The sequence below is a fragment of the Paenibacillus sp. KACC 21273 genome (assembly GCF_028736095.1).
Taxonomy (GTDB): domain Bacteria; phylum Bacillota; class Bacilli; order Paenibacillales; family Paenibacillaceae; genus Saccharibacillus; species Saccharibacillus kyungheensis.
Window position 1 is genome coordinate 2,181,192 of record NZ_CP117876.1, and the last position, 14,541, is coordinate 2,195,732.

The 14,541-nt window shown below is 35.6% G+C and carries 15 protein-coding genes; 10 read left to right on the forward strand and 5 right to left on the reverse strand.

Going from position 1 to position 14,541, the window contains the following annotated elements; translation table 11 throughout:
- From PQ460_RS09885 to PQ460_RS09900, 4 genes are all read left to right on the forward strand, one after another.
- Positions 1–504 carry a three component ABC system middle component gene (locus PQ460_RS09885; protein ID WP_274172520.1) on the forward strand — a complete coding sequence of 168 codons (504 nt, stop codon included), beginning with the start codon at positions 1–3 and terminating at the stop codon, positions 502–504.
- Positions 504–2,483, forward strand: a complete 1,980-nt coding sequence (locus tag PQ460_RS09890; RefSeq protein WP_274172521.1) for a DUF3732 domain-containing protein — start codon at positions 504–506, stop codon at positions 2,481–2,483. The genes PQ460_RS09885 and PQ460_RS09890 overlap by 1 nt, the downstream gene beginning before the upstream one ends.
- Positions 2,484–2,779: 296 nt before the next feature.
- Positions 2,780–3,853, forward strand: coding sequence for a hypothetical protein (locus PQ460_RS09895; RefSeq protein ID WP_274172522.1), 1,074 nt, complete (start codon positions 2,780–2,782; stop codon positions 3,851–3,853).
- A 114-nt stretch (positions 3,854–3,967) separates the two neighbouring features.
- Positions 3,968–4,207, forward strand: coding sequence for a hypothetical protein (locus tag PQ460_RS09900; protein WP_274172523.1), 240 nt, complete (start codon positions 3,968–3,970; stop codon positions 4,205–4,207).
- Between the two features lie 96 nt (positions 4,208–4,303).
- On the opposite strand, the gene PQ460_RS09905 is transcribed toward PQ460_RS09900, so the two are convergent.
- Positions 4,304–4,825, reverse strand: coding sequence for a GNAT family N-acetyltransferase (locus PQ460_RS09905; RefSeq protein WP_274172524.1), 522 nt, complete (start codon positions 4,823–4,825; stop codon positions 4,304–4,306).
- 449 nt (positions 4,826–5,274) lie between these two features.
- Here PQ460_RS09905 and PQ460_RS09910 point away from each other — a divergent pair, with 449 nt between their 5' ends.
- The 3 genes from PQ460_RS09910 to PQ460_RS09920 are packed head-to-tail and all read left to right on the forward strand — an operon-like array spanning position 5,275 to position 6,502.
- Complete coding sequence (locus PQ460_RS09910; RefSeq protein ID WP_274172525.1) at positions 5,275–5,652, forward strand: DUF7674 family protein; 378 nt, start codon at positions 5,275–5,277, stop codon at positions 5,650–5,652.
- On the forward strand, positions 5,645–6,103 hold the full coding sequence (locus PQ460_RS09915; RefSeq protein WP_274172526.1) for a putative immunity protein: 459 nt from the start codon (positions 5,645–5,647) through the stop codon (positions 6,101–6,103). The genes PQ460_RS09910 and PQ460_RS09915 overlap by 8 nt, the downstream gene beginning before the upstream one ends.
- 51 nt (positions 6,104–6,154) lie before the next feature.
- The gene (locus PQ460_RS09920) at positions 6,155–6,502 is read left to right on the forward strand and encodes a hypothetical protein (protein WP_274172527.1); all 348 of its coding nucleotides are present in this window, start codon (positions 6,155–6,157) and stop codon (positions 6,500–6,502) included.
- Positions 6,503–6,683: 181 nt separating this feature from the next.
- Here PQ460_RS09920 and PQ460_RS09925 read toward each other — a convergent pair whose 3' ends face one another.
- From PQ460_RS09925 to PQ460_RS09935, 3 genes are all read right to left on the reverse strand, one after another.
- On the reverse strand, positions 6,684–7,784 hold the full coding sequence (locus PQ460_RS09925) for a WD40 repeat domain-containing protein (RefSeq protein ID WP_274172528.1): 1,101 nt from the start codon (positions 7,782–7,784) through the stop codon (positions 6,684–6,686).
- A gap of 107 nt (positions 7,785–7,891) precedes the next feature.
- The gene (locus PQ460_RS09930; RefSeq protein ID WP_274172529.1) at positions 7,892–9,412 is read right to left on the reverse strand and encodes a sensor histidine kinase; all 1,521 of its coding nucleotides are present in this window, start codon (positions 9,410–9,412) and stop codon (positions 7,892–7,894) included.
- On the reverse strand, positions 9,409–10,095 hold the full coding sequence (locus PQ460_RS09935) for a response regulator transcription factor (protein ID WP_273612713.1): 687 nt from the start codon (positions 10,093–10,095) through the stop codon (positions 9,409–9,411). Before PQ460_RS09935 ends, PQ460_RS09930 begins: the two co-directional genes overlap by 4 nt.
- Before the next feature lie 359 nt (positions 10,096–10,454).
- Between PQ460_RS09935 and PQ460_RS09940 the strand changes: the two genes are divergently transcribed.
- The 3 genes from PQ460_RS09940 (at position 10,455) to PQ460_RS09950 (ending at position 12,991) form a co-directional block, all read left to right on the forward strand.
- Complete coding sequence (locus PQ460_RS09940) at positions 10,455–10,895, forward strand: SMI1/KNR4 family protein (protein WP_274172530.1); 441 nt, start codon at positions 10,455–10,457, stop codon at positions 10,893–10,895.
- A 171-nt stretch (positions 10,896–11,066) separates the two neighbouring features.
- Entirely contained in the window at positions 11,067–12,113 is a 1,047-nt protein-coding gene (add, locus tag PQ460_RS09945; RefSeq protein WP_274172531.1) for an adenosine deaminase, read from the forward strand.
- A 386-nt stretch (positions 12,114–12,499) separates the two neighbouring features.
- Positions 12,500–12,991, forward strand: coding sequence for a LuxR C-terminal-related transcriptional regulator (locus tag PQ460_RS09950; RefSeq protein ID WP_274172532.1), 492 nt, complete (start codon positions 12,500–12,502; stop codon positions 12,989–12,991).
- 10 nt (positions 12,992–13,001) lie between these two features.
- Here PQ460_RS09950 and PQ460_RS09955 read toward each other — a convergent pair whose 3' ends face one another.
- The gene (locus PQ460_RS09955; protein ID WP_274172533.1) at positions 13,002–14,528 is read right to left on the reverse strand and encodes a hypothetical protein; all 1,527 of its coding nucleotides are present in this window, start codon (positions 14,526–14,528) and stop codon (positions 13,002–13,004) included.
- Positions 14,529–14,541 lie beyond the last annotated feature (13 nt).

Below are 14,541 nucleotides of genomic sequence, written 5' to 3' on the forward strand. Positions count from 1 at the left end.
ATGAGCAGGTTAGTAGAAGAAGTGAAAATTTGGAATACTCCTATAATAGGAGCTTATTTGTTATGGAGGTTTACCCAAGGATATAGCAAGGGACATCAATTTGGAGATGCTCCAATAGCACTTTTACATTTTGTAGCTACTGCTATCTTAACTAGTAAAGAATTAACAGAATTTATTAGTAATAAAAGAAGTAATTTGCAATCGTATATACGAAGTTTTGAAGAAAATAAAAACTCTGATATTTTATTATCTTTACAAGAAAGAATTAAAGACAAAAAAGAATATACATTAGCAGCTATTGATATAGCAATTAGTGAGGGATTAATGGTTTGGGATGTAGAAACTGGTAAATTATATGCTCGCAATTTATCCGAGAAATCTGGACGAGGGAACAATATTAGAAAGCAGACTCAAAGGGAAGGTAAAAAAGCAGAGATACTAGGGGTTTGGTTCTCAGAACATGAAATCATAGATATCGAATCATATTTAAAGGTGGTTTTTTAATGAAGTTTCAATTATTGAAATTAATTATTTGGTCAAAATCTAATGAATATGCTCCTAGAATTGTAAATTTTAAGACTGGAAAAGTTAATGTTATAACAGGAGCCTCTAGAACAGGGAAATCTGCAATAATTCCGATTATTGATTATTGCTTAGCATCCAGTGATTGCTCTATCCCTATAGATACTATACGAGATCATACATCTTGGTATGGAGTAGTATTCCAAACAGAAGCAGACCAAATTTTAATTGCAAGAGAAGTTCCAACTGGAAATAAAGTTTCTAATAAATTTTATTTTACTAGAGAAAAACTAATCATAGTTCCTTTAGAAATAAAAGAGTCTAATGAAAATAGTGAAGGAATAAAACATATTTTAAATACTATTTCTTCTGTTCCTTATTTTCCATTAGGTGAGGAAGAAAAGGATTCTTATGGTTCTAGATTAAGTTTTAGAGATTTAATGGCTTTATGTTTTCAGACTCAGGATATTGTAGCTAACCAAAATATTTTATTTTATAAAATGCATGCTCATGAACATAGAGAAAGATTAAGAAATTGGTTTCCTTTTATCTTAGGAGCGGAAAATATTGAAATATTAAGGGCAAGACAAAAATTACAATTTGTTGAAAAAAGACTGAACTTATTACAGAGAGAATTTGAGAAAGTTAAAAACATTTCAATAGCTTGGAAGGCTAATATGCTTGGGCATATGAAAATAGCTTATGAATACGGGTTGTTAAATGAAGAAATTAGTATGGAATCTCCTCCAGAAGAATTATTAAAATTTGCTGATATTATTCTTGAAAATATTCCTGAGTATACACAAACAAAAGTGAATAATATAGATTCTGCTAATAAAGAATTATTAAATTTTGAAATTGAAGAAGAAAAAGTAAGCTTTGAAATAGGACAAGTAAAAAGGAGGTTATCTGAAATAAATCGTCTTGATAAAGGATTATATGATTACAAAAATTCTCAAAGAAAAAGAGCTGATAGGCTTCATATCTCTAAATGGCTAGATAGTATAACTTCTACGGTTCAACCATGCCCTGCTTGTGGAAGTGAAGAACATCCTAAGACTAAAAACGAAATGAAAAAAATAATAAATGCTTTTGAGAAATATGAAGAACAATCAAAAAAGAAAGTAGAAATATCTACTTCATTTATTAGAGAAGAGGAAAGATTAAAAATAGAATTGCAGAGATTTTTAGATCAGAAGAATGAATTACAAAAAAGATTTGATTTACTATTAGCTAGAGATAAGGAAGCACAAAAAGAATTTCATAAAAGTAAAAATATGTTTTTATTTCTTGGACATCTTAAAGCATCAAAAGAAACATTTGAAAAATTGATAGATGGTGGAGAAATTCATCAAGAAATAAAACTCTTAGAACAAGAATATAATAATTTAATAATGCTAGTAGATCAAAACCTTATTAAAAGAAAGTTAGATGTTGCAATTAATAAGATTTCTCAGAATATTGCTTTTTATTTAAAGACTTTGGATGTAGAAGAAAAATATAGAAGAATTGCCCCTAAATTTAGTATAAAAGATTTAAATATTTCTGTTTTAAGTAATGATGATAACTGGCATTTTCTAGCTGAAGTTGGTAGTGCTTCGAATTGGGTTTCTTTTCATATTGCTTTAATATGCGCCTTGCAGGAATACTTTTTAGAATTAAAAGAATCCTGTGTACCAAGTTTTGTAGTATTAGATCAACCAAGTCAAGTTTATTTTCCAAAACTAAAAAGAACTCAAGAAGAGTTAGACTTACAATATGATGATGAGGATGTAAAAGCAGTTAAAAGTATATTTAAAACTCTAGCAGAATCTGTAAAAAATAATAATGGAGATTGGCAATGTATTGTGTTAGATCATGCTGATAGTAGTATATATGGAGATATTGAAGAAGTTTATGAAGTTGAAGAATGGCGAGATGGTATTAAATTAATTCCACAAGAATGGTATATGGAAATTTAATTTTAATTAGACTTATGATTAAGAATTTGTTCATTAGGAGTAAATTAAAAACCAATGTTATTATTTGTAACATTGGTTTTTAATTTAAAAATCAGTTTAAAATTTTTTTTATAGTATTTAGTGCTTCGATAATCCTTTTTATAGCAATTATTAGAGTTATAAAAAAGATTATTAAATTAATTATTTTTTGCATGAATTTATTCCTCCTTTTTTTAATTTTTCTTACAAGAGGATTGTATAATATAGCCTACTAAAAAATATTACTGTTTCATGTACCTATGTTCTAAAAAAATGAGGTGTATCAACTGATTACAAATGAAAAATTAATAATCTTTGCCAAAGAATTAGGTTACAATATTTCGGAAACGCAAATAAAAAATTGGAGAAAAATAGGCTTAATACCTCCTTCTAAAAGAATTAGCAATGGAAAATCAGGTTCGAGTTATGTATATCCTGAAAGTGCGTTAAGTAATTTAAAACTTATTCTCTCTTCTTTAAATTATAAAAAAAATCAAAAAAAATTATTAATTGACGTTTGGTTTAAAAGTGGAGAGATAAAGAGTTCTATTATAATAAAAGTTATTGATTCAGAACTTGAATGGATTGACAAAAGAATCAGAAAGGTATCCCACATTATACCTGATGTAGAGAAAAAAATTAAAAACGTTTCGAAAAGTTCAATCCAAAAATTAAAAATCTTCTCAAATACTTCTTTAGATAATACTATTACAACAATGAATGTATTATTTAATGTAATGTCCCCTAATGGAAATCCCCATATTTGGAGCGATTTTAGAATGGAAGATTCGGAAGAGTCTTCTGCTAAAATAGCCAATAAAGCTACTGGTTTTAATAACTTATATACAGGTGAAGATTTATGGAGTGAGATTAAAAAAAATATTAGTATTGAAAAATTAAGAAAGAGTGTAAAAAAAGTAAAAGTTAATGAACTTAATAAAATTAAATTAGATGCAGAACTTTTAGTCGAATTTATCAAAAATTTAAAAGTAATATCCTTTTTTAGTTCAACACAATCTAGCTGGATAAATCTCATTGTTCCAAATAAAATAGAAGATTATATATTTAGGATTTCAATCTTAACTATCATTATTCATTTTTATAGAAGTCAAGAAGAGAAGAGTATACTAGAAGAATTTTTAAAACAAACAAGATTACAACAAAAATATCTAAATGTATTAGCAGATTATACAAATTATATGAAAACACATCCATACCTAAAAAGGAAAAAGCGTTGGAATATTAATAAATGTGATGAAAAAACTTTTACATCTTTACAAGAACATCAACAAAAATATATAAATAATCATTCAGAAGAAATACAAAAAATTTTGAATTTCAATACATTATAGAAACAAAGTATTGCATAAATTTCAATCTTTGCAACGATTTGTTTCCTCATATTCTATCTTTTACTAAATTGTTTTATACTCCTCTTATACATATCTCGAGAGGAGAAACCAACCATGTGGATTATCAGCCAAGATGAGCAAACGATCGTTAAATCTGTTGCCCTTACCCTAGAAACATCAACCGAAGGAACGGTTCTTTCCGCTTATGTCGGAGACGGCTCAGTCGAATCGGCTTTTACAGTAGGTACGTTTCAACAGAAAGAAAGGGCAGCCCAAGAACTATCTCGCTTCCGCCAATATTTGTCTACGATCAATATGGAGCCTTTTTATATTCAACCCGATCTTGAAGCCTAACATTACTGTTGTATTACGTGATATCGTGTTCAATGCTAAAGCCTATTCGACTATTATCGAGTAGGCTTTTTTACTTAAAGTAGTATCAATTTATGTTCATGATCTTGCTAATACGTCGTCGATATTATTCCATTCATAGACTCGTTCATTGAGAAGCACGCCACCTATTTGGATAGTCACAGTCTTAGATAATGTCGCACCATAATACTCATACCAGCCACATGTTTTGTTATCTTCTAGCACTTCAACAAATACTTTTTGCCAGCCCAATTGCTTAAATATCTTAAATAAAGATTGGAGTAGTTGCTTACCCATACCTTTACCTTGATAAGACTCCAGTATATAGATCGAAGTTAAGTCACCAGAATGAGGGACGGTGTTGTTTTCTCTTTTCCAACCATCTGCAAATCCGACAATCTGACCTTCGAAATTCTCTGCTACCATAACGAAGTGATCTTGTTGTGCTATGGCTTGCATCCATAGATCATTTCTCTGGGTATAGGATAGATTGTTAAGAAAGTCATCTGGAATAATGCCTTTATATGTTGTTTTCCAACTGTCTACATGAACTCTGGCAATATCTTCTGCATCTTGAAGTGTTGCTTTTCTAATGTGCATAGTATGTACACCTCCTCAAGATTATCACTTTATTTTATGTTCGATTATATTCTTCATGTATATATCATTATTGATTGATATATACTGGTTCTACTATCTATATTACATACCCATTTTGAAATAGGTTAGAAGGGAGTGGAGTTTATTTTGAAATCAACTATAGTATTCACTTTATTAGCAATGCTTATAGGTTGTAGTCCCAACATAGCACAGACTCCAAAAGGATTTCAGTATAATGATAGTACAGCAATGAGATTAAAAATGTAGTCAATGTAGATCAATTAGCGATCAAAGGTAAAGAGGATTATCGAGTATACAAAGTCCCTGTCGAAGGATGAGCATTGTATAGTCATAGCTGTTAGTTAGATTGAGGCATATCTGTAGATAGCCTTTGCAATACACATAGATATATAGAAATAAAGGTAGAAAGGAATACAACCTTGATGATTATGAAAGAGCAAATGATAGATTTGTTATTGGAAGCTTGTCCTTCGTATCAAGAGTCCTGGAAAGACTATATAAAGGATGAAGATATCGATGAAGAACGATTATATTATTTGGAACTCTCTGACTTTGTAAGACATCTTATTCGATTGTACCGAAGTGGTAAACATGATGAATTTCCAGCCATTTTTCATGTCATAGAGCAATTTGATATTGAGGGTGAGCATTATGTAAGAGAAGCAGCAACGATTGGGATTTTAGAATTACTTTTGCCAGATGAACATTTAAGCGGGAATGAGTTTATAAAGTATTTTGGGAAACATACGATGATCGGATGGAATTCTTTATTTCTATTTTGGAAAGGAGAAGGCAATATTGAGTAAATCCAAGATTAAGATTGTAGACGACTTATCTCTACGAGCCGAGATTGAACAGACGATAGAAAAGATCAGTCATGTACAATTAGCACAATGGGCGCTTAGTGTTGCCCGGCATGTAATGCCTTATCTTGAGCAAGAGTTAGCGAATGTTGAACAAGTAGAGCAAGCATTTAAAGTAAATGAGCTATGGCAAGTGGGACAAGCTACTGTACATCAAGTAAGGCAAGCTGGATTACAGACTCACAAAGTCGCTAGACAATGTCAGAATGAAATAGCCAAAACAGCGGCAAGAACTGCCGGACAAGCCGTAGCTGTAGGGCATATGAAAGAACACGCAATCGTCGCTAGTGATTATGCAATAAAAGTAATCGGTCTTGCATCAGGCAACAATATAACATCTATTACAGAAGAACGTATATGGCAATTAGAACAATTGCAGAGCAACGGAAAATAACATAAATAGTTATAGGAAAAATCGATCTATTCCGAACCAAAGAGGTGAACTATGAAAATACTCATTATGGCTTGCTGTATACTTGGATATTCATTATTTCTTGTAGGTTGTAATACTAGTGCAGATCATACGGATTCTTATGCAGCTATTATTAATTATAATGATCAACAATATATAGGCGGACAATCTGTAGATATGAAGCAGTATACAGATATTCAGGCAGTCGGTGAAATTGTACAACGCGTGGAAGCAGGGATGTACCCGCCAGAACATCTGATGTCTAATGCGGTAGATAAAGGCACTCCAGTCTTTCAGACGGCAGATCATCATTTGTTAATCAAGCAGTTGAATGGAGAGTATCAATTATTTCGTAAGACAGATGTAGAAGTAAAATCGTGACACTTTAGACGTGTTATTATATTTGGAACGTATGACAGCTACAATCTTTAAGCAGAATATTATAAGGATGTCTGGATTAAATGGAAGCAGGTCAGATTAAGCAATTATCATGACAAAAATAATCTAAAACAACAAAAATAAGCTAGAGCCACAGATACATTATCATCATGTTGGCTTTAGCTTATTTTTCGATTCCTATAATATAGGTCATGACTCCGCGACTCTCATCATACAGCGACAAGTGATCACCCGACGGACTCCATTGCATAGAAGTGTTGGCATCTTGAATTTTGGCAAAAACAGGTGTTGTTTTACCCGTATGTTGATCGAAAATATACAGCCCGTTCATCCCTTGCTGATTCACCTGATGGATAGAGAATGCAAGCATCCGACTATCTGGAGACCATACACTACGGCTGATTAAGCTTCCTTGACCTAATGTGCCTTCTACATGACCTTCTGTATCGATCATGATTAATTTGGCAGGCTCAGTTGTATTCCACACACGTTGTTCTATCGCGATTCGCTGTCCATCTGGAGATACCGTGAAGGCTCTAACATGATTAGCGATCGGGGTGATCGTAGGCTCAGATTGATTCGCATATTGTACTAGCCGATAGACATTGGTATCTGGACTCAAATAGTAAATAATTTTGCCGACTTTTTGTACCGAATCCAGACTGTCTTGTTGTTGCACCGGATCTGACAGAACTACATCGGAAGAGTGTCCGTTCAGAGCGATTAAGCGTATACCACCGCCTACTTTAGTAGTAATTAAGTGCTCTTTATCTGCCCAACTCACTGTACTGGTAATATCCAGTTGACCCATCGATGTTACTTTGCCTGTTGATACATTCCATATATATCCTAGAATCTGATAAGGATCACCGTCTACACCTTCTGTAAAAAACACATGCTGACCATCTTGAGACGTCAGCGCAAGATATTGAGGTGATGTGCGCCCGGGTGTTAAAGCATTTTCTTTACCATTTTCGAGATGATACATGTATAGTCGATCTTTTTTGTTGATAATCAGCTCTGTATCCGATAACCATGTCCGTCCATATACATTTTTTAATGGTGCTACTGAGGTCAACATCACTTCATCGGCTTGTTTTTGCATCGAAGTATCCAGAGGTAATACTGTCAGTTGTGGTTCTGATGAACTTAGTCCGCCTGTATTGGTCAACATACTGCACGCACTGAGCAATAGCATGCATCCTATGCCGATACTTAGCCGGTAGAGACGATAGAATCGGCAGAATAACATTATTTTGTTCACAAAAAAACATCTCCCTTATATGATCGATGTCTTTACTATAATCAGCAGACGTTTCGTAAATATATCGAATTGTATCCAAGTTGTAAATAATGTACCCGATAAGTAAGTTACACCGGAAGTTCCAAAACAAATTCGGTACCCGAATCATTCGATTGAGCAATATACAACTTGCCTTGTAGACGTTCTGCTAGACGGCGGGCAAGTGGAAGACCCAGACCTGTTCCGCTACCTGTACGTGCGCGATCACTGCTTAATGTAGCATAAGGTTCGAATACATTGTCCCATTGATCTTCTGGAATAATAGCACCGGAGTTGATAATACGAATGATCGTCTTGTGATCGTACAGTTCATTAGAAAGTGTAATCCATCCATGATCACTATGATTATATTTTACTGCGTTATCTAGCAAATTTAATAAAATATGCATCAGATGCTTGGGATCGGTCGTCAATGTTACAGCAACTGTCTGTACCTGTAGATCAATACCTGAAGTGGATGCTTTACCTTGTGTACGCTTGGCGACATCGCTTAACAGTTCATCTAATTGCACAGAAGTTACTTGTAATTCAAAGTCGTATTTCTCCAACAATGACAAACGAATCGAATCTTCGATCAATTCGATCAGTCGTTTGGTTTCTTTGGCAATACTTTCACTGGCTTCGTGTACCAGTGTAGGATCGTCCCCATACATATTCAGTAAGTCGGCATAGGCTTGAATCGATGTAATCGGTGTTTTGAGTTCATGACTGATATTGCCGATAAATGCTTTTTGCAATTGTTCTAGCGCTGTTAATTTGGTAATCGCTTGTTCCAGTTGTTGTTTTTCATTTTCCAGCTCGTTCACACTTTGAGCAATCATATGTCCCATCTGCACGATGTCGTCTCCCAATTGCCCTAATTCGTCTTTACGAGTAAAAAGAACAGTGCGAGGGAGAGGATAGTGTCCCTGAGATATCGAATGAGTCTCTTGAGTCAGCCGATGAATATCGGCAATCTGCCTGCGAATATATAACCAACCGACTACAAAGCTGATAATCAACACCGATACCCCTATTGTAAGAAGTAGTTGTACAATATCTTGATAAAATGCTTGTTGTTCTGCAATCGAAAGATGAAGCTGAACGACGCCAAGCAGACCATCTGATCCTTGAATAGGAGACAAGTAGATCACCGAAGAACCTGTGGTAATATAAGCGATCTGACCTTTCAAAGCATAAGCAAGAGCTTGCTTTACATTGACTTGAGGAGCAACAGGTAATGAATCGCCGGATAATTGCCCTGTAGCATCGTACAGAATAATACGCATATTACTGGATATTCCAAGTTGACCGGCAAGTTCGGTAGCGCGCAACTTCATAAACTGCTGAGGGTCTTTTTGATTACCGGCTAGATATTCCTGACGTATAGTAAGACCTATGATTTCGCTTTGTCGTTTGAGTGTAGTTTCGATCTGATTTTTCTGATTCGATTGAATGCCGATCAGCACTAGCGTACTTAATACACCTACAGTAAATAAAAGTAAGCCTGCTAAAAGTAGCGGAAACTTCCAGCGTAAGCTAAGTCCGCGTGACCAAAAGAACGGTGCTTTACGATCCGGTGAAGTATAGCTAGAGAGAGAACCTTTCACGATAGCGGTTCTGCTTTGTAGCCAACACCGTAGACAGTTTGGAGCAAAGCTTGATGAGGTTCTATTTTTTTACGTAATCGCTGAATATGAATATCGATCGTGCGCGTTTCTCCTAGATAATCCATTCCCCATACCAGTTCCAATAGTTCTTCACGTGTATACACTCGGTTAGGATGGTTAGCCAGTAGAGCCAATAAATCGAACTCTTTGGGTGTAAGTTCAATCGGTTGCTGGTCTACCAATACTTTACGGCTACTACTATACACTTCTACAGACCCTAAGGTGGCAGGTAGATCATTGACCGTAGGTGTACTTTCACGTTCCATCAGACGTGCCAAAGCTTTGATACGAGCGATTAATTCACGAATATCGAAAGGCTTGGACAGATAATCATCTGCGCCCATTTCTAGACCTAGTATTTTGTCGATAATATCAGACTTGGCAGTAAGCAAAAGAATACCGATACCTTTGCGATGATTCAGTTCACGACAGACTCCATATCCATCAAGCTTAGGCATCATCACATCAAGTACGATAACATCGGGCTGAAATATAGCTGTTTTGGCAAGAGCGTCTTCACCATCTATCGCTGTTTCTACTATAAAATGTTCTCGTTTCAAAGCATAAGCAATCGAGTTACGAATACTTTCTTCATCATCTGCGATTAGTATTTTTTTGGACATGAGTGTAACCCTCTCTTTATAAAAATCCTTCATTTTCATCTTGCACATCGTATACAACAGTGTTGCTAATGCAAACAGTATAACAGACATTGCTTCGCCCAGGCAGATCATCACTACAACAGACTTATAGGTGATTTAAGGTTTAATTTACTATGACATCCCACCAGTAACAGGTGAAATACCTGTGCCTGTAGAAAGTAAACAATATCGTAGTCTATTAACTATCCTGTTATGAAGAAATCTAGAAAAGATCGTATTCAAATATTTCTAGTAATGATGTGTAGATGCAACCGTCTGTATAGTTATACTATAATAGATCATATCGCTTATATCCGTTAGCCAAATAAGGAGTGTTAAAGATGGAATTAGAATTGTCTCAATTAGGATCATGTGAATTTTATCCACCGGCTGAAAATAGTACGATTCGTGATGCAGAGAAATGGATGAATACGACATTTCCCAAAGCGTTAAAACAATTATGGAAAAAAAGTGATGGATTATATACAGATGAAGGCGTATTGATCTATGGAGCAGAACAAATTGCAGAACGCAATCAGACATGGGAGACCGATCTGTATGCAGAAGGATACGTAGCTGTTGGTGACGATAGCGGCGGCAGAGTATTGATTATGCTAGCTGAAGCAGGAGCGAAAGACGTATGGATTGTGGATGGCGGAAGTATGAGCCCTGATGATGGAATGCATGTTACCGATCATTTTATCCAGTGGGTAAATCAAGGGTTAGAATTAGGGGAATCTGAAGAAGATGAATACATAGACGATGATGAAGATATAGATTAATACCATATGTCTAACATTATTATTGCTAAATTAATATAAAACCTCTTATATGTTAGTTAATATAACATTAAATAAATTAAAGATGTACTTTTTAGTCTTAATATGTTATATTAATGAACATTTAAATGACGCATTTTTAAATGAGTCTGATCATAAGAGGGGGGAATAATAATGAATAGTCATCTGAACGGTATTGATATATCTTCTCTGCCCAAAATAGATTTACATGTTCATCTGGATGGAAGCTTACGCCCGCAGACAGTACTTGATTTAGCTGAAAGTCATGGGGTTCAATTGCCGACGACAGATAAGCATGCATTACTCTCCCATATGCAGGTAAATGAAGATTGTAGTAGTCTGCAAGACTATTTAAGCAAATTTCATTTTACAACTCGCTTTTTACAAACGGCTATTGCGTTAGAACGGGTCGCTTTTGAAATTGTGGAAAAAGCAAACAGACATCATTGTAAATATATCGAAATTCGCTTTGCTCCTCAATTGCATCGTGAACGCGGACTTTATACAGAAGAAGTGATTCATTATGTGCTTGCAGGTCTGAAGCGCGGTGAACAACAGTTCGGGGTGCGAGCACGTGGTATCGCGATCTGCATGCGCCATCATGATCATCAACAAAATATGGAAGTGATCCATGCTGCTTCAAAATATATAGGTAAAGGTCTGGTCGCTGTCGATCTAGCCGGTGATGAAGCGTCATATCCACCCGAGTTGTTTCGTGAGATTTTTGCAGCTTCTCATCGCAGAGATATTCCAGTTACGATTCATGCCGGAGAAGCGGCAGGAGCTGCTAATATTCATGAAGCAGTCTCCAATCTAGGCGCTACTCGAATCGGTCATGGCGTACGATTGCAAGAAGCACCAGCGATTATGGATATGATGATTGCCCGTCAGATTCCGCTTGAAATGTGTCCGGTGAGCAATATTCAGACCAAAGCGGTATCCAACTGGGAAAGCTACCCGATTCGTGATTATTTTGAACGTGGATTGATGATAACAGTAAATACCGATAATCCTGGTGTATCTGGAACAAGTATGACCAAAGAATATCGTATTTTAGCAGAGCGCTTCGGGTTCACTACATCGGAATTAGGTCAAATCGCTATGAATGGAGCTCATGCTGCTTTTCTAGAAGAAAGTGAAAAAGCGAAGTTAAAGCGAGAATTGCGAGAAGAATTTGCCAGCTTAGGCATTTCAGTGTGAATTAAAGTAAACAATAGCGATGTAAAGACTTTCCTCAATCTGTGGAAAGTCTTTTTTGCGTGTTTTTGTTAAAAATACGCCTTATCATGCGCAAGTGTGCGTGTAATACTCAATCCAATAGAAAAGATGACGAGTATAATAGCTTCAGAAAGAAATAATTTCCATCTAACATAAAGGGGAAGAGTACTCATAACCTTATCAAATATCTGCAAATTAAAAACAGCTACTTATCTGCAAGAGCGAATCATCACAGAGCCTGTAGCTACAACGAATGAAGCCTTAGAACAATGGACAGAATATATTCAATTACCTGTTCAATATAGACAGGTCTTTATTCAAAAGTCAGTAGCTTTCGATCGGTACAAGAAGTAGCAGAAATGATGAAGATGATAGAGGTAAAACGTCCAAATATTTTATTAGTAGATATCAATTTAAGCAATATTAGTGAAGAGGACGGATTGATTGTAGCTGAATCGGTATCAAAAGTATATCCTGATTTGAATATTGTGATTTTGACAGGATTTGACCTTCCGGTCTACCGTTATGAAGCTAAAAAAGCAGGTGCACGTGGATTTATCAATAAAAATGTATCTCCTGATCAGTTGTTACATATCTTGCTTCATATTCATGCAGGTTGTACGTATTTTCCAGATGAAGAGGAAGAGATTGAGCAACTTACCGAGCAAGAGACCAAAATTTTGCAAATGTTAAGCGATGGGTACAAACGAGAAGAGGTCGCAGATAGCCTATTTATTAGCAAACGGACTGTATCCAATCATATTCAACATGTTTTTGATAAATTGCATGTTAGTTCAGCATTAGAAGCAGTAACCAAAGGAATCAAATTAGGTTATGTCAAAACGTATAAGCAGTCATAGTTGTGTACACTTAAAAATCTCGAAGTTCATCAAAAAGTTCGTACAAACTGTCTTTATCTACAAGCAATTTGCCTTGCTCACCTAATTGTTCTTGTAGTTCTGTTAATAGTTCGTCTAACACAGTATAGATTTCTTCGCGTTCAATCGTGTCAATAATGCCCCGACCCCGATCCATTTTGTTAAACGTTTCGGTATATTCAGTGACCATCTTTTCTAACATGTAATATACTGTATCTGCCTGAATCGATGCATCGATCATACGTATAGTAGTAAGCATTTTTTTATAAGATTGAGCAGCTTTCTTAGCATTTGCAGCCGAAATATGTTCACGTCCATCCCAATCGCGGAAAGGGTTGAGTAAATTTTCAGCTAGCCATTCTGGTTTGCGTGGTTGAGTGATCGACAGATCCAGCCCGAGAGTAGCAGCTTTTTTATACTTCGTTTTGACCGATTTGGCTACATTGGCTGGAATACTGCTCATCCATAACACCGATAACTTGGGTAACTGCTCAGGAGATGGGAACTCATCTGCTTCGAATCCGAATAGATCATCTGTGTTCAAAATTTGCAAATGAGGTAGTTTTGCTAGATTTTGTATATGATGTACAACACCTGGCTTGCCTGATACTCGCAGTTCGGTCAAATAAGGAAAGCGTTCCACTATAGTGTTGATATCTATCTCTTGTATACGAACTAGAGATAGTCCGGCTAAATGATCTAGACCATGAAACTGGAAAAATTGGTTCCAACATTGTAAATTAATAAATCGTCCATCAGACACACTATGAATATGAAGATCAGGAGAAGGTTCACTATTGAGCATAAAATGTATAAGATCATCATTAAGATAAATTGTAATAAGATGATCTGGTTCTAGCATCAAACGATTTAAATGGCTCTGCCTGAGATCAAGTTCAGTCACTATCGAAGATTTCCATTGTAATTCATGAATAAGAGGATTCTGATTGATATAGTGTGCCAATTCTAGGGTACCTTGTTCAGTCTCAATCGATATCAGGCAAGGAAGCTTATCCAATTCAGAGAAATCTTCTATCTTTTGCAAGATCAGATCGTTAATTCTTGTCGTATTTTGAGGTAGTGTCTGACCCCCTACGACTACTTCAATATCTGGAGAAGCCGATTTGAATAGGTTTCTTTTCGTTACATCAATACGTTCCCAGCGACGTTGGTTATGGATGCTATTGCCGATATGCCAACCTCCAGCGTAGCTTGTTACTTCTTGATCCACTAGAGGAGAAATATTTCCTACAAATGAGTATTCCGGAGGCACGTTGGCACTCACATATTTATGATCAAATTGATCATTCCAAAAATAAGAGTTGCACACTAACGGCTTCATCGTATGTAAAGTATCTTCATCAGGCAATGTATCTCCTGTCCAGTCTAATGCTAGAATAGCGGCTAGTGGAGGTTCTTTTGGAGATGATCCTTCTTTAAGATGAGTGACCTGACAGGCTACATATTGCTGTAGTTTTTGAGAAAAAACACAATAGATATCTCCAACTTGAGGTAGCATCATTTTTTCCTTT